The following is a 26,012-nucleotide window of genomic DNA, read 5'->3' as shown; positions in this document are numbered from 1 at the left end:
TGAAAAGGAAAAGGTAATTATGGTAACTATTCGAATGACCCGTGGTGGATCCAAAAAGCGTCCTTTCTACCACCTGGTTGTAACCGATAGCCGTAACGCCCGTGACGGTCGTTACATTGAGCGCGTTGGTTTTTTCAACCCTCTAGCTCGCGGACAGGAAGAGCGTGTACGTCTGGAAATGGGTCGTATTGAGCACTGGATTGGTTTGGGTGCACAAACTTCGGATCGTGTTGCGACCTTGTTGAAAGAAGCTAAAAAGGCAGTTGCCGCAGCTTAATCGTTTTTCAGGCTGGTAGTGAATCAATGAGCGAATGGGTAATTGTCGGCAAGCTGTTGGGTCCCTACGGGATCAAAGGCTGGATCAAGCTGCATTCCCATACCCATCCCATTGATAACATAGGCACTTACAACCCTCTCTGGATTCAGCGGGGGGGTAGCTGGCAAGCGATTGACGTTGAAAAGGTTCAGCGACATGGTAAGGGCCTGGTAGCGAAGTTGCGTGGTTGTGACGATCGTGAACAGGTGCCCGGCTTCACCGGATGTGAAGTAGCAATCAAGCGCGATCAATTGCCGGCGCTGGGAGCCGATGACTTCTACTGGTCCGATCTGGAAGGGTTGAAGGTGATCACGGTAGCCGGTGAGTGTTTGGGTGTCGTGGATCATTTATTTGAAACTGGCTCCAATGATGTGCTGGTGGTTAAGCCTGGCGCAGACAGTATTGATAGCGAGCAGCGTTTAGTTCCTTATGTCTGGGAACAGGTGGTAAAGCAGGTCGATTTACAGACAGGCTCGCTCACCGTAGATTGGGATAAAGACTTTTAGTCCCGGGTCAAAAGATGTCAGGCAAATGAAATTCGGTATAGTCACTCTGTTTCCAGAGATGTTCGGCGCAATTACCGAGCACGGTGTAACAGGGCGAGCGATTAAAAACCAGATTGTACAGATGCAATATGTTAACCCCCGTGAGTTTGCCGGAGATGTGCATCGTACTGTTGACAGCAGGCCCTATGGCGGCGGGCCGGGTATGCTGATGCTGGCAAACCCGCTATTGCAAGCGATTGATGCGGCCAAAGCCGGATTAAAGTGCAGCGATGCGCCCAGGGTGGTTTATGTTTCGCCTCAGGGCAAGCCGTTTGATCAGGCGGCAGCGCAAGAATTTAGCCAGCGGCAGGCCATTGTATTTGTGTGCGGCCGATATGAAGGCATCGACGAGCGTGTGATTGACATTGCGGTCGATGAGGAATGGTCCCTCGGGGATTTTGTGGTCAGTGGCGGTGAGCTTCCGGTGATGGCCATGATCGATGCTACGGTTAGGTTGATTCCCGGGGTGCTCGGGCACAAAGACTCGGCCGCAGAGGATTCCTTTTTTCAGGGGCTGCTGGATTGTCCGCATTACACCCGGCCTGAACATTTTGCAGGGCGCGATGTGCCTGAAGTGTTACTCAGTGGTAACCACGCGCTGATTAAGCGGTGGCGACTGAAGCAGGCGTTAGGGCGCACCTGGCAGCGGCGGCCAGATTTGCTGGAGCGGCGAGAGCTCAGCAAAGATGAACGGAAAATGCTGGAAGAATTCATACAGGAGTTGGCCCCGTCGACCTGATGGCGCTACCTGGAAACGGTTTTATTAACGACGTGAATGTAACGTTTAGACGTTACCTCTGACGCCAAAAGTGAGGAACTACCGATGAGCGGTAAGAACAAAATCATTCAAGAGATTGAAAACGAGCAACTGAAAAAAGACATGACGCCCTTCAGCGTTGGTGACACGGTTGTTGTCAGTGTAAAGGTAACAGAAGGTGAGCGTACTCGACTGCAGGCCTATGAAGGTGTTGTGATTGCGAAGCGCAACCGTGGTTTGAACTCGGCCTTCACCGTGCGTAAAATTTCCAACGGCGTTGGTGTTGAACGTACTTTCCAAACACACAGCCCGTTGGTTGATAGTTTGGTGGTCAAGCGTCGTGGTGCGGTGCGTCGTGCCAAGCTGTACTATCTGCGTGAGCGTGCTGGTAAGTCTGCGCGTATCCGCGAGAAGCTTAATTAAGCGATTCAGCGATAAAAAAGCGCTCTATGTGAGCGCTTTTTTTATGCCTGCGGTTCAGGTCTCGAACCGATATGGCAAAAATTCCCGTTCATTCTCGTCAATCTGAATCTTTTTGCCGATCGGTGGAAATGCCCGCTGTGAGCAATTGGTGCGTTCGCACACCCGGCAACTAACCCCGATCGGAACCGCGGCTTCCTTGTCGTTAAGGTCTATTCCCACAGAATAGACAAGTTGGGGCGCATGGGCGATCTCGCACCCCAATGCAACAGCGAAATTCTTCTGCGGCATCAAAAATCCCCCTTCCGTCCGGCTCACGGTGCGGGCAATGCAAAAATAGGTTTTACCGTCAGGCATTTGCGCGACCTGGCGTAAAATTTTGCCGGGCTGGGCGAACGCGTCATGCACGTTCCACAGGGGGCATGCGCCGCCCACTCGGGCAAAGTGAAAGCTGCTGGCGCTCTGCCGTTTGGAAATATTGCCAGCTGCGTCTACTCGCAAAAAGTAAAACGGGATTCCGCTCTCCGCAGGGCGTTGCAGGGAGCTCAGGCGATGGCAGACTTGCTCAAAACTCACATTGAACACAATCTGCAGGCGTTCGATGTCGTAACGTTCCTGTTGCGCGGTTTTCAGAAAAAGGGAATAGGGCATCAGTAGCGCCCCGGCAAAATAATTTGCTAAACCGACGCGGCAAACTGCATCGGATTCGGCGCTGGTAAAGCGGGCCTTTGCAATGATGTCATCCAGACGTTGTTTTTGGTCCAGCAGGCAAATCTGATGTGCCAGGTGGAAGATTCGCTGCCGCACTGAGAGTTGTCGGGACAGCACCAATTGTTTTCGCTTAACGTCATAGCGCCGCAGCCGGTCTTCTTCGGCGTCCAGGCTGACCCGGATGTGGTGCTGATCATTCAGGTAGCGGATAAATTGCGTCTCGCCCCCGCCCGGGGTCATGGATTGTTCCCGATACAGTTGTTCCGCAGCACGGTCGAGTTCGTCAAAGTAGTTGTTCTGGTAATAGAAGAAATCCCGCGCCTCTTCATAGGGGAACTGCGGACCTTCGATGGAGCGTACGGCTTCGTCGACGGTAACATCCTCCGCCAGACCGACATAGTCCTGCTTGGTCTGGTGGTAGGCCTGATACAGGCTCAGAAAATGACGCGCGAACGCCGGTGAGCGGGTGACGATCTGCTTCAGATCCGGTAACAGGATTTTTTCATTCTCAAACAGCGGGTCTTCCAGGCAGTCTCTCATTTCGGCTACCAGCCGGTCGTCCTCTTCTTCGGAAAAGTGGGTCAGCTCAATGTCGAACTGTCGGCCTAATTTCAGTAGAACCTGAACAGTAAGTGGTCTCTGGTCATTTTCAATCTGATTCAAATAGCTGGGGGACAACCCGATTCGATTTGCCAGTTCCGCTTGGCTGAGTCGGTGCTGTTCCCTCAAGCGCCTGATCTTATTGCCGAGAAACAGTTTGTGTTTTCGCTTGTTGCCTGTGGAATCCGTCATGTGTGAATTCTGCAAATTTGCAAGGTTTGCAAAAATTATAGCGGGTTTGCAAACACATTTGCATTCAGGCACGTTTTTAGGGTGAATAAGTTGCTAAATATCGTAATCGTCCTAATAATTCGCATCATAATTTGCAAATCAGCCCCCTTTCCTGATTTGCAAAACACGTTAAGAGGTGCACGTCGTGTCCAATTACCAAGCTCCCCTTCAGGATATGCAATTTCTGTTATTCGATGTATTCGCTGTTGATCAGCAATGGCGGCAGTCACCAGCCTTGGCTTCGGTACTGGATCGTGATACCGCCAGCGCGATGCTGCACGAAGCAGGTAAAATCGCAGGTGAGTGCGTGGCGCCCCTGAATCGCTCAGGAGACGAAGAGGGCGTGCAATGGATAGACGGTGTGGTGACCACGCCGAACGGGTTCAAACAGGCTTACGATACCTTTTGTGAGAGTGGTTTCAGCGCGCTGACGGGAAACACGGATTACGGTGGTTTGGGTATGCCCAAGTCATTGTCCGTGCTCGTGGATGAGATGATGTACGCGGCAAACAGCTCGTTTAACTTGTATGTTGCGCTTTCGTCCGGAGCCAGCATGGCGCTGGATGCCCATGGGAACGAATTCCTTAAGCAGCGTTTTCTGCCGAATCTGTACAGCGGCCGCTGGGGCGGCACGATGTGTTTGACTGAGTCCCATTGCGGGAGCGATCTGGGCTTGATTCGTAGCAAAGCCGAAGATTTTGGTGACGGTACTTATGGCCTCACCGGCACCAAAATATTCATAACCGGCGGCGATCATGATTTGAGTGAAAACATTGTGCATTTGGTGTTGGCCAAATTACCGGGCTCACCTGCGGGATCCCGCGGTATCTCCTTGTTTCTGGTGCCCAAGTATTGGGTGAATGAGGATGGCACTCTGGGGGCGGCCAACGGAGTCACTTGCGGGTCCGTCGAGCATAAAATGGGTATTAAGGCATCGGCCACCTGCGTAATGAATTTTGACGGCGCTCGCGGCTATCTGGTGGGAGAGGTGAACCGCGGCTTGCAGTGCATGTTTACCATGATGAATTGCGAGCGCCTTTCAATCGGAATTCAGGGGTTGGGCTGTGCAGAGGCGTCCTACCAAAGTGCGGTAGCCTACGCGCGGGATCGTGTGCAGGGTCGCGAAGCCGGAGTGAAAAGTACAATGGATGCCGATCCGATTATAGTGCACGCGGACGTCCGCCGGATGCTGCTGGATATGAAATCCACTACCGAGGCGGGGCGGGCGTTCGCGGTTTATTTGGGTATGCATCTGGACCAGGCTCAGTATGCACCCTCTGCGGAGGCGCGATACCAAGCGGATGCCATCGTAGCGTTATTGACTCCGGTGGCTAAAGCTTTCTTTACGGACCTGGGGCTGGACAGTACGGTTCTGGGGCAGCAGGTTTTTGGTGGTCACGGGTATATTCGTGAATGGGGTCAGGAGCAATTGGTTCGGGACGTCAGAATTGCGCAGATATACGAAGGCACCAATGGTATTCAGGCCATGGATCTGATCCAACGAAAAGTGTTCGCAAACCAGGGTGAAAGTCTGAAAACCTATTTGCATGAAATACGTCGGTTTCTGCAGCGGGATTGGCAAGGCGAGCAGGCGGATTTTGCTGATCAGCTGCAGCAGCGCGTGGCGCAACTGAGCGAGTTGACAGAGGTGCTGCTGCAACGCGCGCAACATTCCCCCTACGAATTAGGTGCAGCGGCGTGCGATTATCTGCATGTAGTGGGGTACGTAACCTATGGTTATATGTGGATGAAGATGCTGTCTGCCTGTGCGCCGAATACGGCTAGCCACCTGACTAAGCAGAAAACAGGTGCGTACTACTTTAAACGGGTTTTACCTCGCGTCGACAGTCTGATCGCATCCATACAGTCCGGCTCCGATCCAGTGATGTCATTGCTGGCTGAAGAATTTTGATGGCACCTGCATGCGGCACCTGCATCAGTTTTTATTTTTTATCTGTAAGCTGCCGGAAGCCTCTGCGTTGCGGGTAATTGTCAGGCTGTTGAACTCGCCTTGTGCGACATTTATTTCCAGCGGGTCATAGCCGGGCAGTAAAAAGTATCCTTTGCTGGCGTGCGCCGGGTTCTTCAGTTCGAAACTAAAGTTCTGCTTGTCGAGCGTTATGAGCTGATAATTGCCGGACGGAATGCTGGCCATATAAGTCGGGAGCACATCCCCGCGATTACTACGCAAAGTGGCTATAGTGTTGTCAGGCCAGCTCACTTTACCTGACCGGTGCTGCCTTGCTTGTAATTGTGTTATATCGGCAGTGAAATTCAGGTTAGGCACTTCGGCTGTGATGCGGTGACGGCCATAAGCTTTGCTTTTGATTGCAAAGGTATCGCCGTTCGCAACAACATACAGATTTTCAGTAAAACCGTCCTGATCCAAAACCACTTCAACATCCTGTGGCGGGCTCGAGCCATCTAATAAATACACCAAAGCAAAATCAGGCAGAGGCGCTTCCATATGGATTGAGCCCTGGAACCGTTTCGGGCCTGGGGGCGGCGTATTTAGGGGGATGTCTGCCTTTGCTTGGGTTGGTTTTGCCGGTGATGCCAGCGCGAGTTTATTCAGGTGGGTTTTGGATGTGTCCAGGCACGCGTTCAGTTGTTGCATACTTTGATGTATGAGTCGGGTTTGTGGCCAATCCGAGTAACGGGCTTTGTGGTCACTGTCATTAATTTTTGACCGGATTCGGTTGCGTGCTTTTAGTGCAGAGCGGTAATCGCCTTTGGCTTGTTCCAACGCAGCCGGAGTCACGTTTCTTATACGCTGAGAGATAATGGTGTTGCATTGTTTCAAACCACTATTAAGCGTATTGGAATAGCTTTTTAGTTTTAATTCTATGGAGCCGATCTGGATTAATTTGGCGTTGATGGTGTTTTTTATCTGAGAGGCGCATTGATCGCCTAGTTTGAGTTTATCTTCGATTGTCTTTTTTTGGCTTTGGTGCTGTGGCTTCTGTAGGGACGCCCACACGGCAGCATCGGCTAAAGCGGCCTGCTTGTACGAAATCGTGTTATTCAGTTTTGCGTTAACGGCGTTGAGGGTGTCGCGGTCCGGTGCGGATTTTCTCAGCTCGACGAGCGCGGTCTGGCAGGATTCAATATAACGGCTGCTTTTCTTCGTCGCCGATTCAATCGCTTTATCCAGAGCCAATTGCTGGTTGCTGAGTTGAGCGATCTTTGTTTCCAGCCTTTCACATTTCCAAATCTGGTTTTTAACGCTGAAAATAGTTTCAAGACTGGGTGCCGACGTGATCGCTTTATCCTTCAATGATTCAAACGCCTGGTATTGTATTTGCGCTTGCTTTTGGTCGCCTTGGTCCAGGCTGGTTTTTGCTTTTTCGCATTGGCTGAATGCGTTATCCATTAGCGGCTTTCCGAGTGCAATTTCCAGATCGGTAGCCACCCGCTGGCAGTAAAGAATATTACTTTCCATGCCACGTTCACTGCTGGTGAGTATGCTTTTATCGATCTTCGCTGCCGCCGACTTTATGCTTTTGTAACGCGCAAATTCCTGCTGCGCTTTGTCTGTATTGTTGCGACGAAGCGCTTCATTGGCTTGCGTGCAATGCACAAAACCGTCTAGGTAATGATTGACTGCACGATTGAAGCTGTCTTGGGCGGAACTGGTAGAGTCGCTATCTGCATAAACCGGGGCGAACAGTAACCAGCCCATCGACCCAAAGATGAGAGCTAGTAGATTACTATTTTTCATTTTTCTATTTGTTAGTGTCGGTTGAATATATATTCACTATGAAGCAAATTTAAATCAAAACAAGAGAGGCCAGGCCCAAAAAGAGGAAAAAGCCCATACTATCTGTAACGAACGTTAGTACCACAGATGAGCCCATAGCGGGATCTTTATTTAATCGATCCAGGGTGAAAGGGACGGTGATGCCGATAAAAGCGGCCAATATCAGGTTTATGGTGACGGCCATCATCATTACCAGACCCAGCATGGTGTTCTGATATAAGAGCCAGGCAAACAGGCCGAGTAATGTTCCCCATAGTAAGCCGTTCATCAAGCCGATGATCAGCTCTTTGCGATAAATAAAGGTGATATTGTCTCGATGTACCTGTTTGGATGCGAGCCCGCGAATGACCAGCGCGGCCGTTTGGTTGCCGGTATTGCCCCCGACGCTGGCAACGATTGGCATAAGAGTGGCCAATGCAACCAGCTGTTGAATGGTGTTTTCAAACAGGCTGATAGAGCGCGTCGCGATAAATGCAGTAATAAGATTGATGCAAAGCCAGGGCCAGCGTTCTTTCGCGCCGTCTATTATCGGGCCGAATAAGTCGCTGTCAGCACTCAGTCCTTCTTTTGCCAAAGCCTGGTTTTCTGCCCGCTCCCGTAAATAGTCCATGATCGACTCGACGGTTAGGCGGCCGATAATACGGCCTTTGCTATCGACCACCGGAGCAGAGATCAGATCGTAGCGCTCAAAAGCCTGGCCTGCTTCTTCCGCTTGATCGGTGGGCGAGAAGGTGACTACATCCTTGTCCATGCATTGTTCTATTTGGCTGTGCACCGGGTTGCGCAACAGATTGATGAGTGGCAGCACCCCGCTAATGTGGCGTAAATTGTTGACGATAAATAATTTGTCGGTTTGCGGAGGTAACTCGGTGTTGGAGCGCACCAGTTCGATGGCTTCATTGATGCTGATTGTCTCTGTAACGATCAGGCAGTCGCGGCTCATGATGTCGCCCACGGAGCCTTCTGCAAAGCTCATGGTCTGTTCCAGCCAGTTTCGCTCATTGGCTTTCAGTGATGCTTTTGCCCGGTTTAGTAAATCTTGTGGCAGCAGTTCCGCGATGTCGGATAGCTCATCGGTATCCAGCGTTTCCAGGATAGGCAGTAAGGTATCCGGTAGCGTCATTTCAATCAGGCTTTCGGCGATTGCCTCATTCAATTCTATCAACACCTCACCGGCAACCTCGTGGGAAAGTAACCGCCAGATGATGTGACGCTTATCGCTGGTGATCATTTCCAGCAGGTGAGCGATATCAGGGCTTTTAAGTTTGTCGACTTCGCGCTGAATTGCAGCTTGCTGTTGCCGTTGTAATAAATTTTCAATGACATCGGCGCGGTTCTGTTGCTGGCGGTGGGTAACCGACTGTACGACTGACTGCTTTTGCAGTAGATCCAGTAACGGGGCTAAACGCCGTTCCAGTTTGTTTGGTGAGGATAGATGAGAGGTGTTCATACAGCGACTATACCAGCAGACCTTTTGCTTATTGTACACAACCGTGTTACAGGAATAAGCAAGTAATAAAAAAGGACCGCAATGAAAGCGGCCCTTGTCTGTTGGGGGGGGTAGCCGGGGTTAGAAGCGCCAGGCAGCAGTCAGGCTCAGGTTTTCCAGTTCGTAGGCAGACTTTTCTTGCAGCATTATCCATTCAAGCCCGACCTGGAAGTTGCCAAAATTGACGTCAGCACCTACGCCATAGGATAAGTCCGATTCCGTATCGTAGTAGTTAGCATCGTGGGATTTGAGGTCAACCAGCGAGTAGCCGAGAACAACGTAGGGAAAGACCATGTCAGCGAACCGCATTCCGCCTTTGACATAAAAACCAATGTAGTTGTCGATGGCTAAGGCAACACCGGCAACGTTATCATCTGCGGTACTGCTGCCAAGACGCCCCTCGAGGCGGAAATTGTCATTGAGTTCGCCGCCGATAACCAGTGCAACACCTTCCGGCTCCAGGTCACCGAGGCCATCTTCGCTATAGGTGAACATGTTGTATTGAAGGCCGACATAGTTTTGTTCTTCAGCCATCGTCAGTTGTGAGGTGAAAAACAGGCCGCTTGCAATGGCCGTGGTGATGAGTGCTTTCTTCATTAGGAGATTCCTCTCTTCTCTTTTAATTTTTTATGTGCACCAGCGAGAGATCTATTCGCGTTAGCGCCAATATAGTAGAGATATGAGGATTCAGCAAAGTTGGGACAGTGGTGGTGTGGCCAATAATGAATTCAAAAGACCGCATCGGTAATAGTTTAATTCCGCATGCGGTCCGGTAGTGGGGGATATTCTGATCAGGGTTTCGGGTTGTCTTTCTCGTCCATTACTTTGGAAACGATCTGGCCGTCCTCCAGGGTTTCGAACATGTCTGACGCCAGTTCGCCGACGGTTTGATTGATCTGACGGATCTTGTCATACACCATGCCGATGGTTTGTTGGCTTTTGTCGCGCAACTTTTGTCCATCTTCGTCGAGTAGCCCGGATCTCTCAAGCGCCTCGAACGGCATGTCCGCAATGGATTTGTGAATCTCGGCAACGGTTTTAGCGCCATTGTCGACCGCGGTCTGAATCATGTCTTTTAGCAATTCAGCTTTATTCAGTATGCCCATCGTTTTCATTCCTGTGGTGTTTAAGCGGGTATTACCTCAGTTTAACGTATTCGTTACAGTGAGTAATACCCGCCAATGAAGCCTTACGCTTTGACCGACTTCGCCTTATCCGGAAACGAATACTTCCATACTCGATTGATTACAGTGCCGTACTGACGCAGAAACGGGCCGCTGTTGTAGGGTAGGTCGAACTTTTTGCAAATCGCCTCAACCCGCGGAGCCATTTCTTCGTAACGCTGAGCAGGGATATCCGGAAAAATATGATGTTCTACCTGAAAGCTCAGGTGACCCGTCATAATGTGCATTAACTTGCCACCGGTCAGGTTACTGGAACCTAATAATTGACGGTAGTACCACTCACCCCGGGTTTCGTTAGCGCATTCTTCTTCGCTGAAGGTTTGAGCCTGCTCCGTAAAGTGGCCACAGAAAATAATGGCTGATGCCCACAGGTTGCGACCCAGGTTGGCTAACGCATTGCCCAGCATGACTTTCCAGAAAAACGGACCGGCCAATGCAGGGAAGAAGACATAGTCCTTGAACGCTTGCTTGCTGCCTTTTTTTAGCAGGCCCTTCAAGTATGGCTTTTTCTCTTCGACATCGAAAGTACCGTCGCGCAGACGCTCGCTTTCCAGTTCGTGTAAAGCGACCCCCCACTGAAAGAAGATGCTCAGAGCAGCAAAATACACGATTTGTATGCTGCGGCCCGGATGCCAGGGGGTATCTTCTGACAGGCGTAACAACGAATAGCCGTAGTCCCGATCCTTACCGATCACGTTGGTGAAGGTGTGGTGTTCAAAGTTGTGGGTGCGTTTCCAGGAAGCGGATTCACAGGCAGTGTCCCATTCGAACGATGCGGAATCCAGTTTGGGGTCATTGGTCCAGTCATATTGACCGTGCATAACGTTGTGCCCGATTTCCATGTTATCCAGTATTTTGGAAACCGACAAAGCGCTTACACCCAGCATAAAGGGAACGGGGGTGAAGCTAAAATGGATCAGCGTGCGTCCGGCAATTTCCAAAAAGCGTTGTACACGAATAATATTCTTCATGTAATCGACGTCTTTCTGGCCCAGGTCGGCCCGTATGTCGTCCCGTAACGCGTCGAATTCTTGTTGCAGTTGCTGGAATTGCTCTTTGCTCAGGCGTTTACTTTTACGCGCGTAAGCAACGCTTTCCGGTTGCAGGTTTTCTATATTGGGTTGGGTTGCGGTCGTCATAATGCTTACTCCTGATCCTTATAATTCGACTTCGACATTACTGATCGGGGTGGATATACAAATCTGTATATCTTCCTGTCCGGTGGAAGACAGTTCGCCGGTAATGATGTTGCGTACCTGACCTGAATTCTTTTTACACTTGCAGGTATGGCAGATACCCATGCGACAACCTGCAGTTGGGGAAAGGCCCGCGCCTTCGGCCATCTCAAGCAGCGTGCCTGGCGCGTTGCTGGTGGTTTCCAGCGCGCTTTTACCAAAGGTAATGGTAACCGGCTCGCCTTCGACCCGTTTAACGGGTGGTAAACCAAACGCTTCTTCATGAGTCGCATTCAGGTCAAAACCTGCCTCAGCCAGTAGTTCTTTTGCAATCTCGCGAAAACGGTGCGGTCCGCAAATATAAATTTCTTTCGGCTTGTCACTGAGCAAAGCAGCTATATGCTCTGCGCAAATCGGGCTTTGCGGCAGCTTGTGTGAACTCTCGCTGTCGTCATAACTGGCGATCAGATGGCTGGTGAAACGGCCATTGGTTTGGCTCATGGCCTGAATCTGTGAACCGAAGATGAAATCCTGCCGGGTATTAGAGAAATAGAGTAAAGAGGCGGGCACCGGCATATTGTTCGCAGTCAAGGTTCGCAATTGCGACATGACGGGCGTGATTCCTGAACCTGCGGCGATGTAGCCAACCGGTGCATCGATGCTGTCGTTGAGGACGAAATCACCTTGGGCTCGGGAAAGGGTGATGACAGCCCCCTTGTCCAGATGCTCATGCATCCATCCGGTTATTCTGCCGTCCGGGACCTTTTTCACCGTAATAGTAATGGTTTGATCTTGCTGCCACTGATAGGGCGAAGAGGAAATTGTAAAAGTACGGGTATGGTTAACACCGTTTACGCTCATAGTGATATGAATGTGCTGACCCGCGACAAAGCCGTTCCAGCGCGATGTGGGTTTCATGACCCAGGTTTTGGTGTCGGCAGTTTCATTGATCACATCCAGAATCTGCGCCTTGCAGTCTGTGAAAGACCATAACGGATCGAGCCCCTCGACCAGATACTCAAAATACTCACCAGCGCGATCGCGGTTGAACAGGCTGCTGCTGAGCCAGGTTTTGGCCCGTTGGGTGATGGTGGTATTTTTTGAGTGCATATCTGTAGCTCCTCTCGTTATTGTGTGTACAAGTGTGCACTATTATGAAAACGAGTGTCAACGGTGCTGGGTAAAAATTTACTGCTAAAATAATAAAATATATTAAAAACAATAATATATAAAAATAATATTTGTGTTCATGTGTAAACTGATTCGTGTTTTAGGTGGTTTTTTTGAGGTCGGCGGTGGGACTTGGAGCGTCGCTTTTCTGGAAATGCATACATAAGTCGGCGTACAATCGCACACTGATTGAATGGCATCGTATAAAAACAACAGGCTCTGTGAATGAAGAACCGCCAGGAACGGAAATTACTTACCCGTCAATCGCTTATGAGTGCAGCGTTGGAATGGGTGGAAGAAGGCCAGCACTTTTCCAGTTTGAGCATCAGAGAAGTCGCCAAGCGAGCAGGGGTCGTCCCCACCGCCTTTTACCGGCATTTCAAGGATCTCGATGATTTGGCGCTGAATCTGGTAGACGAGCTGAGCCTGGTGTTACGCCAGCTCATGAGGGAAGCGCGTCAGAACCGGGGTGACCCCGGTCACATCATTCGGGATTCGGTTACACAATTCTGCGATTATGTGGTGAACCACAGAGTGTTTTTTCTATTTATGGCACAGTCCATGACCGGAGGGAGCACTGTGATTCGTCAGGCCGTGCGCAGCGAGTTGCAATATTTTGCCAAGGAGTTGGTGTCTGACCTGCAAAGACTGAATCTGTTATCCAATCTCAACCCCTCAATGGTGGATGTGGTCGCCGATCTGACCATTTCAAATATGGCCTTTAGCACAATCCAATTACTCGACCTGTCAGACGCCAGCCCCCAGGCACGAAAGGATTTCGAAACCCGCCTTACCCGCCAGCTTCAGCTGATTTTCCTGGGTGCATCCACCTGGAAAAGCGGGGTTTCCGAGTAAAGCATCATTGCATCCCCCCTGATTTGTAACCGGAACCTATCGAAACGTTGCGGATTGTTCCCGCAGTGTTGGCCAATGTAGGGAACTGCTGTGTTGGTGTGATCCTATCTTGTGGTTATAAGGTGACCAGGTAATATGGTCTGACAATAATAAGAACGGGGTAGTAAAAATGAAATTAGTCGCTTGTTTACTTGTTTTGTCGGTTATATCTCTCATTCTTTTTCGTGGCGCACTGCGTGTCATCACCATTCCTTTTAAATCCGTTCATTGCGAGGCGGATTAGCTCACAGGGCCTCCTCCTGTGGGGCCCTTTTTTTAATTCTACGAAGCGGCACAAATGATATATGTCGAAGTGCCCAGGCCGACATGCTTAATATGACCGCCAGCAATAAAAGGGTTTGCCACCCTTGAGCCGGTTTCAGTGTGCTTACCTCCACCATTGCCAATAAAACCAAATGCAGAATGTAAAGATTCAGGGCATTACGTCCCATCCAGTCCAGGGGCCTGTTGAGCATTTTTAATAGCGGGTGACGTGATGAGGCTTTGAAATGGAGTGCGACCATGAGTCCTGCCACTAATAGCGGTAGGGCGCGGCATACAAACACGGCAGCGTGGTTCCAGTAGCGTACGCTGCCAGTTCGGTCTGGTCCGTGATATAACCCAAAAGCGTCTTGCAAGGAATACCATACGCTGCTCAACCGGTTGCCGGGATAATAGTGGATTTGACTAACCGGGTGGGTGACCCAGGGCAGATCGGAGGCCAGTGCCCAGATGGCGACAGGCAGACTCAGCCCCAGCAGCAGCCACAAACCCTTCCAACTCAGGCTTTGCCATAGCATTCCACTCAGGGCACCAGAATAGGCAAACAGCACCAGTGGCACCATGCCTCCTGCTCCGGCATTCAACCCCACGATGCTCAGATTCTGTTGTTCCAAATACAGTGCGGCACTTTCCACCGCAACACTCAACGACAGCAAGCCTATCCAGGGGTGCGGCGTGACCAAGATGACTCCCGCACTTAAAATGCCGACGGCGATAATGGCAAGTACCCCCGAAGAAAGGAACAGATCCGGGATCTGAAACCCCTGGTCTGCGATGAAGAAAATCACTGAAATGGCATAGAGTGTAAACATGCGCTTACCGAGCCGGATTAACCAGCCCGATTTGCTTTCCCTGGAGCGGGTCCGCGATAGTACCAGGCTGAAACCCGCGATGAACAGAAACAGGGCTGAGATAATCGGCTCGATATATAAGGCGGACAGGAAAGGCCAATCCAGCCATCCCGCGTGTTCCGGGTGTGCCATTATTAAAGGGGTGCTGGTCTGAACCCGGGCGCTATGGGCCAGCATCATGAGCAGTACAGCTATTGCCCGGTAGATATTCAGTCCCGGAAAGTAATCTTTTCTATCAGTCATGACGGGCTTTCTTGTTAGTATGAGCGCCATTATAACCAGCCAAGCCGAAAAAGACGCTTTTAAACCCAATGCCGGAAACCAGTTCTGAAAATGTGATTACCCGTTATCTCGATGCCACCTGGATGGAGAGAGGACTCAGCGATAATTCGCTGCAATCCTACAGGCGTGATTTGCTGGCATACGCCGGATGGTTGGTAAAAGAGCGGGAGCGGGGGATTCTGCAAGCGACCGATCAATTGTTGAATGAGTATCTGGCGCACCGGTTTGAGCAGAAGTTCAATGCGCGTTCCACCGCGCGCTTCCTCTCGGCCGTAAGGGGCTTTTATCAATATTGCTTGCGTGAAGCGCTGATTGATCTCGATCCCAGTGTGAATATAGAGATGCCCAAGCTGGGTAAACCGTTACCCAAAACGCTCAGCGAAACCGACGTGGATGCGCTGCTGGCTGCGCCGGATACCGATTCCGACATCGGCCTCCGGGACAAAGCCATGCTGGAGGTGTTGTACGCTTGTGGGGTAAGAGTCAGTGAGTTGGTGGGGTTGAGTACCTATGATGTGAACATGCGTCAAGGTGTCATCCGGCTGATGGGCAAAGGTAATAAGGAGCGTTTAGTGCCTATGGGGGAGGAGGCGATTAATTGGTTGTCGCGATATCATCGCCTCGCCCGGGGTGCCTTTCTGCAAAACCCGGAAAGTGATGTGTTGTTTCCCAGCAGTCGCGGAGTTCAGATGACACGGCAAACGTTCTGGCACCGTATAAAGTATTATACGGTGGTGGCCGGCATCCAGAGCACGGTGTCACCACATACTCTGCGTCATGCGTTTGCAACTCATTTGCTGAATCATGGTGCGGATTTGAGGGTGGTGCAGCTTCTTCTGGGGCACAGCGACCTGTCAACCACCCAAATTTATACCCATGTAGCGAAGCACCGGCTGCAGGAAATCCACAAAAAGCACCATCCGCGCGGTTAACGGACTGGGGGTGGAACTTGTAAGCTATCTCGGGTCTAATGGCTTTAACATGCATCCAGCAGAAAATACCCAGTAGAAAAAGCGAGTTATTCATGATCAATCTGAAGTCGGTAATGGCTTTCCTAATGATGGTAGTCCCGTTTGCCCTGCAAGCGGCTGAGTCAAAACAAGACAGCGTTAAAGCACACTTTGTGAAAAAGTTCCCGCAAGTGGATGTCAGTGGGGTGTCTAAATCCGACATCGAGGGTATATTTCAGCTGGAAACGGCCAGTGGTGAATTGTTGTACGTCTCGGAAGACGGCAAATACATCATTACCGGGGATATGTTGAAAATCGACGGCTCGCAAATGGTCAACCTCAGTGAAGAATGGCGTATTGGCAAGCGCGTTGGTGCCCTCCATGCCCTTAAGGATAATGATATGGTGGTGTATCCGGCGAAAGGCGAAGAAAAAGGCGAGGTGCTGGTATTTACCGATACCAGTTGTGGGTATTGCCGGAAATTTCATACCGAAATCCCGCAATTGAACCAACTTGGTGTCACCGTGAAATACCTGGCATGGCCCAGAGCAGGCCTGCAATCGCCTGCCGGACAGACCATGGTGAATATTTGGTGTTCAAAAGATCGTCCGCACGCGATGACAGACGCAAAATCCAATAAAGAAGTGCCGGCACCCGCTGGTGTGATGTGTGACCAGAATGTATTACAGGACCAAATAAATTTAGGCCAGGAAATCGGAGTGCGGGGCACGCCGGCCGTTTTTTCCAATGATGGACGCCAGTTGGGCGGCTATATGAAAGCGGGTGATTTGGCGGACAAGCTGGGTGTGAAATAGTACTGAACAGCACCGCTTGCATAGCGTTTCTTTCTTGCGGGGTGGCGGTGGGCCACCCCGTCTCATTACCGCTCTTCCATTGACGATTCCCTGCCACATCAGTATCGTTCACTCTCTTTTTTCCAGATCCGTATAGCGCCTGCTAACGGGTGCCGGCGTTGAGTTTATTAAAGATAGTGAGTGACAGATCAAGTGAGTGAATTCCCCCGCATCGGACGTTTGCCCCCCTATGTGTTCAATATCGTCGGCGATTTAAAGAAACAGGCGCGGGCGAGAGGTGAAGATATCATCGATTTTGGTATGGGAAATCCGGATCAACCCACACCTCAGCACATTGTGAACAAATTAGTGGAGACCGTTCAAAGGGGTGACACCCATCGATACTCTCAGTCCAAAGGTATTCCTCGCCTGCGAAAGGCGATTTGTGACTGGTATTGGCGTCGTTATCAAGTCGAGATCGATGCGGTCGAGGAAGCTATAGTGACCATCGGGTCCAAAGAAGGTCTGGCGCATCTGGCGTTGGCCACCATGAATACCGGGGACACGGTGCTGGTGCCTAATCCATCGTATCCAATCCATCCTTATGGTTTCGTCATAGCCGGGGCAGATATACGCCATGTCTCCATGCGCCCGGAGGTGGACTTTTTTGAAGAATTGGAAAAAGCCATCCGCGAGAGCTGGCCTAAACCCAAAATGCTGGTACTGAATTTTCCAGGTAATCCCACCGCTGAATGCGTCGAATTGGATTTTTTTGAAAAGGTGGTGGCCATCTGTAAGGAGCATCAGATCTGGCTGGTCCATGATATTGCCTACGCAGATATTGTGTTCGACGGTTATCAAGCGCCTTCGGTGATGCAGGTGGCGGGTGCCAAGGATATTGCAGTCGAGTTTTTTAGTTTGTCGAAAAGTTATAATATGCCCGGCTGGCGAGTCGGCTTTTGCGTCGGAAACCCGACGCTGATTGGTGCCTTGGCGCGAATTAAGTCCTATATGGACTACGGCACCTTTACCCCTATCCAGGTGGCTGCAATCAGTGCGCTGGAAGAAGATCAGCGCTGTGTCTCGGATATTTGCGCGATGTATCAAAAGCGCCGGGATGTGCTTTGTGAAGGGCTGAATTCCATTGGCTGGCAGGTCACACCGCCCAAGGCCACCATGTTCGTTTGGGCACAGATACCGGAGCGATATCGTGTTATGGGGTCACTGGAGTTCAGTAAACTGCTGTTGGAGCAAGCGAAAGTAGCGGTATCCCCGGGACTGGGGTTCGGAGAATACGGAGACGATCATGTGCGCTTTGCATTGATCGAAAATGAACAGCGAATTCGTCAGGCAGTGAAAGGCATTAAACGCCTGCTGCAGACATAATAAAGAAAAATGAGGTGAATCAGTTGAAACCGGTGAACGTTGGCATAGTTGGGTTAGGTACGGTCGGTAGCGGTACATTTAACGTATTAAGCAGAAACGCTGAAGATATTGCCCGTCGTGCCGGACGGGCAATTACGGTAACCCATGTCGGCGCCCGTCGTGACAACCCGAATGCAGACACATCAGCAGTGAAAGTGTCGCGGGATGTTCTGCAGGTTGTTGAAGACCCTGAAATTGATATTGTGGTGGAGTTGATCGGGGGCACAACCCTGGCCAAAGAGCTGGTGCTGAAAGCCATCCATAACGGCAAGCACATTGTCACCGCCAATAAAGCGTTGATCGCAGAGCATGGAAACGAAATTTTCACAGCGGCGCAAAATAAAGGCGTTAACGTTTCGTTCGAAGCAGCCGTGGCTGGAGGCATCCCCATCATCAAAGCCATCCGCGAAGGGCTGTCTGCCAACCGTATTGACTGGGTCGCAGGTATTATCAACGGCACCGGCAATTTCATCATGAGCGAAATGGCCGAAAAAGGTCGTGAATTCGATGATGTATTAAAAGAGGCTCAGGAGCTGGGCTACGCTGAAGCCGATCCCACTTTCGATGTGGAGGGTATTGACGCCGCCCATAAGCTGACTATTTTAGCCTCTATCGCATTTGGGATACCGCTGCAATTTGAAAAGGTGTACACCGAAGGCATCACAAAAATCACCCGTGAAGATGTGTCGTTCGCTCACGAGCTGGGATACCGCATCAAACATCTGGGAATTACCCGACAAACGGATACCGGGGTGGAGTTGCGCGTTCATCCTACATTGGTACCGGCAAGCCAGTTGTTGGCTAATGTTGATGGTGTGATGAACGCGGTTATGGTACACAGCGATGCGGTGGGGCCTACGTTATACTACGGGCCAGGTGCTGGCGCTGAGCCAACCGCTTCAGCGGTTGTGGCGGACGTTGTTGATGTGGCGCGCGCGTTGACCACCGACCCGAAAAACCGGGTACCTCACCTGGCATTCCGCGCAGACAGTCTGAGCGATTTACCGATCCTGCCGATTGAAGAGGTGGAAACGGGCTATTATCTGCGTATGCATGCGAAAGACCAGCCGGGTGTTATGGCAAAAATTGCCTCGGTATTGAGCAAAGCCAATATTAATATTGAAGCTATTATTCAGAAAGATCAGGTGGACGATACCAGCCCGGTTCCATTGATTATGCTGGTACGCAAAGTGATTGAAAGCGAAATGAATGCGGCGCTGGACACGATCCGGGAATTGGATGTGTTGGTGGATGATATCGTGCGAATCCGCCTGGAAACCCTTGTACATTAATAGAATTTAAATTATCGGAACACCGATTTTTCAGAACATTGAATCAGTTGGAAACAGACTATGCCAAGTAAACGCTACACCGGGTTGATCGATAAATACCGTGACTATCTGCCAGTCCATGATGACACTCGATTGATCAGTTTGGGTGAAGGCCAGACCCCTTTGATCCGGCTGAACAACGTGCCACGGATTATAGGCAAGGACGTGGATATTTATGTCAAATACGAAGGCTTGAACCCCACCGGGTCCTTCAAAGATCGCGGTATGACCATGGCGGTGACCAAAGCAATTGAAGAAGGCAGTAAAGCCATTATTTGTGCGTCTACCGGAAACACCTCTGCAGCCGCAGCAGCTTATGCGGCTCGTGCCGGAATCACGGCGTTCGTGTTGATTCCCGAGGGTAAAATCGCCATGGGCAAATTGGCGCAGGCGATGATGTACGGGGCCATAACGTTGCAGATTCGCGGTAATTTTGATGTGGGTATGCAGCTCGTAAAAGACGTCGCTAAAGAGGCGCCGGTCACGATCGTAAACTCAATAAATCCGTTCCGCCTGCAAGGGCAGAAAACGGCAGCGTTTGAAATTGTTGAAGAGCTGGGTGCGGCTCCCGATTACCACTGTCTGCCAGTGGGTAACGCCGGTAATATCACTGCCCATTGGATGGGGTATTCCGAGTACAAAAAAGCGGGTATCTGTAACACAGCGCCCAAAATGGTGGGCTATCAAGCCAGCGGTTCGGCGCCATTTTTGCGCGGCGCAATGGTGGATGATCCTGAAACGGTTGCCACCGCCATCCGTATCGGTCATCCGCAAAGCTGGGACAAAGCCTGGATAGTACAGAAAGAATCCGGTGGTTGGTTTGACGAGCTGGAAGACCAGGAAATTCTGCAAGCCCAACGATTGTTGGCGCAGCACGAAGGGGTATTTTGTGAGCCTGCATCGGCTGCGTCCCTTGGCGGCGCAATTCGCGATGTCAAGAATGGCAAGATACCCGAAGGCAGCAAAATCGTATGCACTCTCACTGGGAATGGTTTAAAAGATCCGGACACTGCGATTGCCCAGTGTAAAAATGCGGTGATGGAAACCATCGATGCAGAACTGGCCTCGGTAAAAAACAGTATCCTAAAAAATATGTGAGTGTTTTGTATCGCAGCTTCACATGCTAGTGCCGGATACACTCGTGATCCGGCCCTGTCTCTGAATCACCTCCTTTAACTCAATAGGCGCACGATGCCGTCACCCGATAAAAAAATTTCCCATCGTATTGCGCCTTCCTGTAAGCCTGAATTCAGCTCAGATATGCCGCCGCTTCTGCAGAAGATTTATGCCAACCGCGGATTGAAAAGCGACGCGGAGATCGACCTTGGTTTAAAACACCTGTTGCCGGCGACCAGCCTAAAAGGGCTGGAAACCGCTTTGGACCTGTTAGTGAACGCGTTGCAACAGCAGCAGCGTATATTGGTCGTTGGTGATTTTGATGCTGACGGTGCAACCAGCAGTGCTTTGATGGTGCTGGCATTAAGGCAGCTGGGTGCGGAATCGGTGGACTTTTTGGTGCCGAACCGATTTGAGTTCGGCTATGGCCTCACGCCGGAAATTGTCGCGGTGGCGCAGAAAAAACAGCCGCAATTGATAGTGACGGTGGACAATGGCATTTCAAGCCTCGAAGGCGTTCGTGCAGCGAAAGCTGCCGGTATGAATGTGCTGGTGACTGACCACCACTTGCCTGGAAAAACGTTGCCGGAGGCCGATGCCATCGTGAATCCCAATCAGCCGGGTTGTGATTTCGCCAGTAAAAACCTGGCCGGAGTGGGGGTGGCATTCTATCTGCTGGCAGCACTTCGCAGCCGCTTAAAAGCTCTGGGCTGGTTTGAGCAACAGCACATCCATGAACCCAATATGGCGGACTTTCTGGACATCGTTGCTTTAGGCACGGTGGCTGATGTGGTGCCGCTTGACCGCAATAACCGTATATTGGTGCAGCAGGGCTTGATGCGTATGCGCGCCGGCCGGTGTCGTCCAGGCATCCTCGCATTGGCAGAAGTAGCAAAGCGGAAAATGTCGAACTTGTGTGCGGCGGATCTGGGTTTTGCCGTGGGCCCCAGATTGAACGCGGCGGGGCGGCTTACTGACATGAGCAAAGGCATTGATTGCCTTATGGAAGACGATCCGGCCAAGGCCAAAGTGCTGGCAATCACACTGGATCAACTCAACCATGAACGCCGGGCCATTGAAGGGGATATGCAGCAGCAAGCGTTGCATGCCCTGAGGCAGTTGCATCTGTCTGAAGCCAGTACGATGCCCTGGGGGTTGTGTTTATTTCGTGAGGAATGGCACCAGGGGGTGATCGGAATTTTGGCTTCCCGTATCAAAGAACAGTTTCATCGTCCCACCATCGCCTTCGCCCCCTCAGACCAGGGCGAGCTGAAAGGGTCGGCTCGGTCCATTAACGGATTTCATATTCGTGATGCCCTTGATGCAGTGGCCAGTCGTCACCCGGGCTTGATCGTTAAATTCGGGGGCCACGCAATGGCCGCGGGTTTAACCCTCCGGGCAGAAGATTTGACCCGGTTTGAGCGGGCTTTCGACCAGGAAGCAAGGCGTATTCTAAAGCCGGAAAACCTGACTGGCGAATTGATTAGCGATGGGGTATTGCAGGAAGCGGAGCTGGATCTATCGGTAGCGAAAATGTTGCGCGAGGCCGGCCCTTGGGGGCAAAGCTTTCCCGAGCCCTTGTTTGACGGTGTGTTTGAACTGCTGGACCAACGCATAGTCGGCGAGAAGCACCTGAAACTGACCCTCGGCTTGCCCGCCAGCAAAAGGGTAATCGATGGCATTGCTTTCAACGTAGATCTTGAGCGATGGCCGGACCGGAGTTTGAAACAGGTGTACTTGGTTTACAGGCTGGATGTTAACGAGTTTCGTGGCATTCAAAGCGCGCAATTGATGGTGGAATATCTGGCGCATCAACCGTAAACGGGATTTCCTTTCTTTTGGGCCAACCTAATCAGGTTTGACAGTGCCTGGGCCTGCCGAAGCGACATTGTGTGGAAAATTACCGGAACCCCGGAATAGTTGGGATCCTTTTCACACTATCAAATTTCTCACCTGGTGAAATCACCTGCGCCACATACACTGAATTGAAGGTTACAGTTTGTAACTGAATGGTATTGGAATGTAATGCGATAAGTGCCGCTGCCGCGGACATAAGGAAAAGGAAAAGCAGTCATGCCTCAGAAATTCAGAGTTAACGCCATCCTCGTGGTTCTCCTTGCAGTGAGTTCAGCCCTCACCGGTTCCATCGCGTCCGCGCGCACTTTAAGCGATTTGGACGCAGTACAGACATCCGCGTGGCAACGCACACTGACGCTGCGTATCGCCAAGAATCACTTGCAAATGGCGGCTAACATCGACTTTGTAGGGGCTTCAGCCCGCTTGGCGGCGACCATTGAGGAATACAACCAGGCGATGACTGAGCTTGAAATGAATACGCCGAATTCGCAGATGAACCAGAGAATGGTCAAGCTCCAAGGCCTATGGCAGAGCTTCCGTGCCACTGCCGAGTCGATCCCGGGCGAAGAATCGGTGGCAAAGATGCTGGATCTTAGTAATGACCTGATGTACGAAAATGATCGCCTGATGCGTCAGTGGCAGGCGCGGTTACCCCGAGGCGTGGGTGACAACATGGGTTTGGCCATGCACCAGAGCATGCTTTCAGAGCGCATCGGCTTGTTTTATGTGGCTCACTATTACGGAATGAACGACGCTTGGGTATTGGATGAATTGCAGCATAGCGTGTCGGCCTATGAGCAGGGCATGGACCATATCCTGGCGCAAGCCGACGCAGAGCCGGAAATGCTGAAGCAATTGGCCAGTAATTGGGATTACGCAAAGTTTGGCTTGGAGCAGTTTGATAATGGTCAGCTCGTGCCGTTGGTTATGACTGTGACTATGGAAAGTATGTATCACCAAACTAATACTCTGGGTGATGCCTATCATCTAAAAAGCCAGCTGGCGCTGAACGATGCTCAAGGTTTGGCAAACAGCGGTCTGGCGTCTAACTATACGGAATAGTGGGCCTCGTTCCACAATGGGTTCCAGAGACAACAAAGCCCCGTTCGCGGGGCTTTGTTGTTTTGCACGATAAGTTGACTCTACTTGCCGGTAAAGACAGCGTCCCTGCGCTCAAGGAAGGAGTTTATACCTTCCTTGGAGTCTTCACTGTTCATAACCGGGCTTAGGTCCGTCATAAATTGTTTCACCGTCGCATCCTGATCATGATAATGAGCTTCGCTGAAGCGGCTGGCTTTCAGGCTGCCTTGTACACCGAGCGGCGCAGCCCTCGCAATTTGTGTGGCGATTTCCATCGCTTTGTTAAATTGTTCACCCGGTTCAACCAGCTCCTGAACCATGCCCCAGCGATACGCCTCCTCTGCGCTCCAGCGGTTTCCGGTCAGTAATACTTTTTGCGAATTCGCCCAGCCGACTTCTCGTGGCAGGCGCATAGTCGCTCCGCCGCAAGGATAGAGGCCGCGCTGAACTTCCAGCATCTGAAACTGGGTGTCCGTAGCGGCAACCCGTATTTCTGTATTCAGTAATATTTCAACACCCCAGGTAAAGCAGTAGCCCTGAACTGCAATCACAACGGGTTTGTGATGGCGCTCTCCGGTCAAGCCCATGGGATCGATTTCACCATCAGCCACCGGAAAAGCATTCCCGCTCGCGAAGTGGGGCGCCCATTTATCGAGTTCTACCCCTGCGGTGAAGTGTTTGCCCGCTGCATATAATACGGCGACGCGTAATTCGGGGTCACTGTTCAATTGTGCTAATGCTTTGCCCATGTCGTGAAACATGTCAGGTGAAAGCGCGTTGTATTTGTCAGCGCGGTTGATATGGATTAATAGTATGTGGCCTTCTTTGGTGGTTTCGATATGTGACATGATGCCCTCAATGCTCAATTTTATTTGCCGGTTACTGTTAACCAACTACGGATTCGTTAGCCCTAGAAAAAATCCACTTGCATGGATCGACAGGTATCATCTGCGTTTTGCAGAAGCTGGCTCCAATGCTGTATTTTGGGTAATTCCCAGCGATAGAAATATCGACAGGCCTGTAGTTTACCTTTGAAAAAGGCAGAGTCCGGCTCCTTGCGTAAGCCTTTGACCGCTTCGGTAGCTTGCCATAACCACTGCCATGCGACAACGACATGACCGCTCAGGCTCAGGTACAAAGCGGCATTGGATAATCCGACATCCGGCCCTTCACTGTGAATCAGGCTACCCAGTTTTTGGGTGGTGTCTTGCATTAATTGTTGTGCTTGCTGCAGCTGTTCAGCGTATTCGCTAAGTTCAGGGAATTCCTTGGCTGTGTTTAGGGTATTTTGAATCTCCTGTACTAAACGCGCCAAGCCCTGGCTTTTCGATTGCCAGACTTTACGCCCTAACAAGTCCATCGCCTGAATACCGTGCGTGCCTTCATGAATCGGATTGAGACGATTGTCACGGTAAATTTGTTCCACAGGGTATTCGCGGATATAGCCGGCGCCACCTAATATCTGAATCGCCAATGAGTTGGCTTTGGGGCCGAATTCCGATGGCCAGGATTTAATAATGGGTGTAATCAGGTCGAGTAATTCGTGCAGTGCTTTGCGCTCGGCAGCGTCTTCTGTCACCGTGATTTCATCCACCAGCCGATTGCCATAAAGGCATAATGCAATGGCGCCTTCCGCATACGCTTTTTGAGCCAGCAGCATACGTTTGACGTCAGCGTGCTCAATGATGGCAAGGGGTTTGGATTCCGGGTCTTTGTTGCTCGGATGGCGACCCTGGGGACGCTCTTTGGCGTAGTTCAGGGATTCAGCGTAACCCCGGTAGCCAAGTACTGCGGCACCGAGCCCCACGCCGATGCGAGCTTCGTTCATCATCATAAACATGTATTTCAGTCCCTGATGCGGTTCCCCAATCAAGTAGCCAATGCAATCGTCATTTTCACCGAAATTCAAAACGGTGGACGTGGTGCCGCGATAACCCATTTTGTGCAGTAAGCCTGCGAGCTTAACGTCATTGCGCGAGGTGGGCTGACCGTTGCCGTCCACTAGCCATTTGGGAACAAGGAATAACGAAATACCTTTTACGCCGGCGGGCGCATCTTTAATCTTCGCCAAAACCAGATGCACAATATTGTCAGTAATATCCTGGTCGCCACCTGATATAAACATTTTGCTGCCCTTTATCAGGTAGTGATCCTGACCGGTGCGCAGCGCTTTGGTTTTGATATCAGCCAATGATGAACCGGTGTCGGCTTCGGTCAATGCCATCGTGCCTGCGGCAACGCCGCTCCGCATCAACGGTAGATATAAATCTTTGAGTTCTTCGCTGGCAAAGTGCTGAATCAGATTGGCAGCCGCCATGGTGAGAAACGGGTAGGCAGAGGAGGACGGGTTGGCACAGGTAATAAACCCGGTGCAGGCTGCTACAACGCTGCTGGGTAGTTGCATACCGCCATCATCAAAGCTCAGGCGCGCATTAAGCAATCCGGAATCCACAAAGTGGCGGAATGCGTCTTTTACTTCCGGTAGGGTGTGAACCTTTTCGCCGTCGAACCAGGGCTCCTTCTCATCCGCCAGATGGTTATGGGGCAGAAAATATTTCTCGGCTATTTGTTCTGCGGTATCAATGGTTTGGCGGAACGTGTCCAGGGAGTGATCCTGAAAGCGCGGGTGATTTAAAAGTTGCTCGGTTTTGAGCATGTTATAGAGCCAAAAATCCAGATCCTGGCGTGATAACAATGACATGGAATCCCTCCTGCATGACGGACTAAAACGAGTTATCGAAAGCCAATCATGTTTGCATTGAACGTGTAACTGTGTAATTGTCATTTATGAC

Annotated in this window: 23 protein-coding genes; 13 read left to right on the top strand and 10 right to left on the bottom strand. The window is 51.0% G+C overall.

Features of this window, described 5'->3' with window-relative positions; genetic code table 11:
- Positions 1-19 precede the first annotated feature (19 nt).
- From rpsP to rplS, 4 genes are all read left to right on the top strand, one after another.
- Positions 20-277, top strand: coding sequence for a 30S ribosomal protein S16 (rpsP, locus tag FT643_RS18730; RefSeq protein WP_156872949.1), 258 nt, complete (start codon positions 20-22; stop codon positions 275-277).
- 26 nt (positions 278-303) lie between these two features.
- Positions 304-822 carry a ribosome maturation factor RimM gene (gene rimM / locus FT643_RS18725; RefSeq protein ID WP_156872948.1) on the top strand — a complete coding sequence of 173 codons (519 nt, stop codon included), beginning with the start codon at positions 304-306 and terminating at the stop codon, positions 820-822.
- A 25-nt stretch (positions 823-847) separates the two neighbouring features.
- Positions 848-1,600, top strand: a complete 753-nt coding sequence (gene trmD / locus FT643_RS18720; RefSeq protein ID WP_156872947.1) for a tRNA (guanosine(37)-N1)-methyltransferase TrmD — start codon at positions 848-850, stop codon at positions 1,598-1,600.
- A gap of 84 nt (positions 1,601-1,684) precedes the next feature.
- Positions 1,685-2,041 (top strand): 50S ribosomal protein L19, encoded by a 357-nt coding sequence (gene rplS, locus FT643_RS18715; protein ID WP_156872946.1) that lies wholly within the window; start codon positions 1,685-1,687, stop codon positions 2,039-2,041.
- A gap of 54 nt (positions 2,042-2,095) precedes the next feature.
- On the opposite strand, the gene FT643_RS18710 is transcribed toward rplS, so the two are convergent.
- Positions 2,096-3,541: a helix-turn-helix domain-containing protein gene (locus tag FT643_RS18710; protein WP_156872945.1), complete on the bottom strand. Its 1,446-nt coding sequence runs from the start codon at positions 3,539-3,541 to the stop codon at positions 2,096-2,098.
- Between the two features lie 184 nt (positions 3,542-3,725).
- On the opposite strand from FT643_RS18710, the gene FT643_RS18705 reads away from it, so the two are divergent.
- Positions 3,726-5,492, top strand: coding sequence for an acyl-CoA dehydrogenase C-terminal domain-containing protein (locus FT643_RS18705; protein ID WP_317622070.1), 1,767 nt, complete (start codon positions 3,726-3,728; stop codon positions 5,490-5,492).
- Between the two features lie 24 nt (positions 5,493-5,516).
- Here the strand turns inward: FT643_RS18705 and FT643_RS18700 are convergent, their stop codons facing one another.
- The 6 genes from FT643_RS18700 to FT643_RS18675 form a co-directional block, all read right to left on the bottom strand.
- The gene (locus FT643_RS18700) at positions 5,517-7,301 is read right to left on the bottom strand and encodes a hypothetical protein (protein WP_156872944.1); all 1,785 of its coding nucleotides are present in this window, start codon (positions 7,299-7,301) and stop codon (positions 5,517-5,519) included.
- A 49-nt stretch (positions 7,302-7,350) separates the two neighbouring features.
- Positions 7,351-8,790: a magnesium transporter gene (gene mgtE, locus FT643_RS18695; RefSeq protein WP_156872943.1), complete on the bottom strand. Its 1,440-nt coding sequence runs from the start codon at positions 8,788-8,790 to the stop codon at positions 7,351-7,353.
- A gap of 120 nt (positions 8,791-8,910) precedes the next feature.
- A complete protein-coding gene (locus tag FT643_RS18690; RefSeq protein ID WP_156872942.1) occupies positions 8,911-9,426 on the bottom strand; it encodes a porin family protein in 516 nt (171 codons plus the stop codon).
- 194 nt (positions 9,427-9,620) lie between these two features.
- Positions 9,621-9,935, bottom strand: a complete 315-nt coding sequence (locus FT643_RS18685; RefSeq protein WP_156872941.1) for a hypothetical protein — start codon at positions 9,933-9,935, stop codon at positions 9,621-9,623.
- Between the two features lie 83 nt (positions 9,936-10,018).
- Positions 10,019-11,152 (bottom strand): fatty acid desaturase family protein, encoded by a 1,134-nt coding sequence (locus FT643_RS18680; protein ID WP_156872940.1) that lies wholly within the window; start codon positions 11,150-11,152, stop codon positions 10,019-10,021.
- Positions 11,153-11,170: 18 nt separating this feature from the next.
- Entirely contained in the window at positions 11,171-12,298 is a 1,128-nt protein-coding gene (locus FT643_RS18675) for a flavin reductase family protein (RefSeq protein ID WP_156872939.1), read from the bottom strand.
- Between the two features lie 285 nt (positions 12,299-12,583).
- On the opposite strand from FT643_RS18675, the gene fabR reads away from it, so the two are divergent.
- Positions 12,584-13,213 carry an HTH-type transcriptional repressor FabR gene (fabR, locus tag FT643_RS18670; RefSeq protein ID WP_156872938.1) on the top strand — a complete coding sequence of 210 codons (630 nt, stop codon included), beginning with the start codon at positions 12,584-12,586 and terminating at the stop codon, positions 13,211-13,213.
- Between the two features lie 284 nt (positions 13,214-13,497).
- Here fabR and FT643_RS18665 read toward each other — a convergent pair whose 3' ends face one another.
- Positions 13,498-14,628 carry a heparan-alpha-glucosaminide N-acetyltransferase domain-containing protein gene (locus tag FT643_RS18665; protein ID WP_198043687.1) on the bottom strand — a complete coding sequence of 377 codons (1,131 nt, stop codon included), beginning with the start codon at positions 14,626-14,628 and terminating at the stop codon, positions 13,498-13,500.
- Between the two features lie 68 nt (positions 14,629-14,696).
- Here FT643_RS18665 and xerD point away from each other — a divergent pair, with 68 nt between their 5' ends.
- The 7 genes from xerD (at position 14,697) to FT643_RS18630 (ending at position 23,202) form a co-directional block, all read left to right on the top strand.
- The gene (xerD, locus tag FT643_RS18660) at positions 14,697-15,599 is read left to right on the top strand and encodes a site-specific tyrosine recombinase XerD (RefSeq protein WP_156872936.1); all 903 of its coding nucleotides are present in this window, start codon (positions 14,697-14,699) and stop codon (positions 15,597-15,599) included.
- A gap of 92 nt (positions 15,600-15,691) precedes the next feature.
- Positions 15,692-16,432 carry a DsbC family protein gene (locus FT643_RS18655; RefSeq protein WP_198043686.1) on the top strand — a complete coding sequence of 247 codons (741 nt, stop codon included), beginning with the start codon at positions 15,692-15,694 and terminating at the stop codon, positions 16,430-16,432.
- Positions 16,433-16,612: 180 nt separating this feature from the next.
- A complete protein-coding gene (gene alaC / locus FT643_RS18650; protein WP_317622069.1) occupies positions 16,613-17,797 on the top strand; it encodes an alanine transaminase in 1,185 nt (394 codons plus the stop codon).
- Positions 17,798-17,820: 23 nt separating this feature from the next.
- Positions 17,821-19,128: a homoserine dehydrogenase gene (locus tag FT643_RS18645; RefSeq protein ID WP_156872999.1), complete on the top strand. Its 1,308-nt coding sequence runs from the start codon at positions 17,821-17,823 to the stop codon at positions 19,126-19,128.
- Positions 19,129-19,188: 60 nt separating this feature from the next.
- Entirely contained in the window at positions 19,189-20,265 is a 1,077-nt protein-coding gene (gene thrC, locus FT643_RS18640; RefSeq protein WP_156872934.1) for a threonine synthase, read from the top strand.
- 93 nt (positions 20,266-20,358) lie between these two features.
- The gene (recJ, locus tag FT643_RS18635) at positions 20,359-22,104 is read left to right on the top strand and encodes a single-stranded-DNA-specific exonuclease RecJ (RefSeq protein WP_156872933.1); all 1,746 of its coding nucleotides are present in this window, start codon (positions 20,359-20,361) and stop codon (positions 22,102-22,104) included.
- A 252-nt stretch (positions 22,105-22,356) separates the two neighbouring features.
- Positions 22,357-23,202, top strand: coding sequence for a type IV pili methyl-accepting chemotaxis transducer N-terminal domain-containing protein (locus FT643_RS18630; protein WP_156872932.1), 846 nt, complete (start codon positions 22,357-22,359; stop codon positions 23,200-23,202).
- 80 nt (positions 23,203-23,282) lie between these two features.
- Here the strand turns inward: FT643_RS18630 and FT643_RS18625 are convergent, their stop codons facing one another.
- The gene (locus tag FT643_RS18625) at positions 23,283-24,068 is read right to left on the bottom strand and encodes a crotonase/enoyl-CoA hydratase family protein (RefSeq protein WP_156872931.1); all 786 of its coding nucleotides are present in this window, start codon (positions 24,066-24,068) and stop codon (positions 23,283-23,285) included.
- A 62-nt stretch (positions 24,069-24,130) separates the two neighbouring features.
- A complete protein-coding gene (locus tag FT643_RS18620) occupies positions 24,131-25,921 on the bottom strand; it encodes an acyl-CoA dehydrogenase (RefSeq protein WP_156872930.1) in 1,791 nt (596 codons plus the stop codon).
- Between the last annotated feature and the right edge of the window lie 91 nt (positions 25,922-26,012).

It is taken from the genome of Ketobacter sp. MCCC 1A13808 (assembly GCF_009746715.1).
Classification (GTDB): Bacteria; Pseudomonadota; Gammaproteobacteria; order Pseudomonadales; family Ketobacteraceae; genus Ketobacter.
The sequence above is the reverse complement of the archived record's forward strand: the minus strand, read 5'-3'. Positions and strand labels throughout refer to the sequence as shown.

What these genes read in the sequence shown, in the direction of transcription:
- FT643_RS18655 (WP_198043686.1), top strand. Translation starts at nt 15,692, where the DNA reads ATGATCAATCTGAAGTCGGTAATGGCTTTCCTAATGATGGTAGTCCCG.
- thrC (WP_156872934.1), top strand. Translation starts at nt 19,189, where the DNA reads ATGCCAAGTAAACGCTACACCGGGTTGATCGATAAATACCGTGACTAT.
- rimM (WP_156872948.1), top strand. Translation starts at nt 304, where the DNA reads ATGAGCGAATGGGTAATTGTCGGCAAGCTGTTGGGTCCCTACGGGATC.
- rpsP (WP_156872949.1), top strand. Translation starts at nt 20, where the DNA reads ATGGTAACTATTCGAATGACCCGTGGTGGATCCAAAAAGCGTCCTTTC.
- rplS (WP_156872946.1), top strand. Translation starts at nt 1,685, where the DNA reads ATGAGCGGTAAGAACAAAATCATTCAAGAGATTGAAAACGAGCAACTG.
- xerD (WP_156872936.1), top strand. Translation starts at nt 14,697, where the DNA reads ATGCCGGAAACCAGTTCTGAAAATGTGATTACCCGTTATCTCGATGCC.
- FT643_RS18675 (WP_156872939.1), bottom strand. Translation starts at nt 12,298, where the DNA reads ATGCACTCAAAAAATACCACCATCACCCAACGGGCCAAAACCTGGCTC.
- recJ (WP_156872933.1), top strand. Translation starts at nt 20,359, where the DNA reads ATGCCGTCACCCGATAAAAAAATTTCCCATCGTATTGCGCCTTCCTGT.
- FT643_RS18685 (WP_156872941.1), bottom strand. Translation starts at nt 9,935, where the DNA reads ATGGGCATACTGAATAAAGCTGAATTGCTAAAAGACATGATTCAGACC.
- FT643_RS18625 (WP_156872931.1), bottom strand. Translation starts at nt 24,068, where the DNA reads ATGTCACATATCGAAACCACCAAAGAAGGCCACATACTATTAATCCAT.
- FT643_RS18620 (WP_156872930.1), bottom strand. Translation starts at nt 25,921, where the DNA reads ATGTCATTGTTATCACGCCAGGATCTGGATTTTTGGCTCTATAACATG.
- mgtE (WP_156872943.1), bottom strand. Translation starts at nt 8,790, where the DNA reads ATGAACACCTCTCATCTATCCTCACCAAACAAACTGGAACGGCGTTTA.
- trmD (WP_156872947.1), top strand. Translation starts at nt 848, where the DNA reads ATGAAATTCGGTATAGTCACTCTGTTTCCAGAGATGTTCGGCGCAATT.
- FT643_RS18680 (WP_156872940.1), bottom strand. Translation starts at nt 11,152, where the DNA reads ATGACGACCGCAACCCAACCCAATATAGAAAACCTGCAACCGGAAAGC.
- FT643_RS18665 (WP_198043687.1), bottom strand. Translation starts at nt 14,628, where the DNA reads ATGACTGATAGAAAAGATTACTTTCCGGGACTGAATATCTACCGGGCA.
- fabR (WP_156872938.1), top strand. Translation starts at nt 12,584, where the DNA reads ATGAAGAACCGCCAGGAACGGAAATTACTTACCCGTCAATCGCTTATG.
- FT643_RS18700 (WP_156872944.1), bottom strand. Translation starts at nt 7,301, where the DNA reads ATGAAAAATAGTAATCTACTAGCTCTCATCTTTGGGTCGATGGGCTGG.
- FT643_RS18690 (WP_156872942.1), bottom strand. Translation starts at nt 9,426, where the DNA reads ATGAAGAAAGCACTCATCACCACGGCCATTGCAAGCGGCCTGTTTTTC.
- FT643_RS18710 (WP_156872945.1), bottom strand. Translation starts at nt 3,541, where the DNA reads ATGACGGATTCCACAGGCAACAAGCGAAAACACAAACTGTTTCTCGGC.
- FT643_RS18630 (WP_156872932.1), top strand. Translation starts at nt 22,357, where the DNA reads ATGCCTCAGAAATTCAGAGTTAACGCCATCCTCGTGGTTCTCCTTGCA.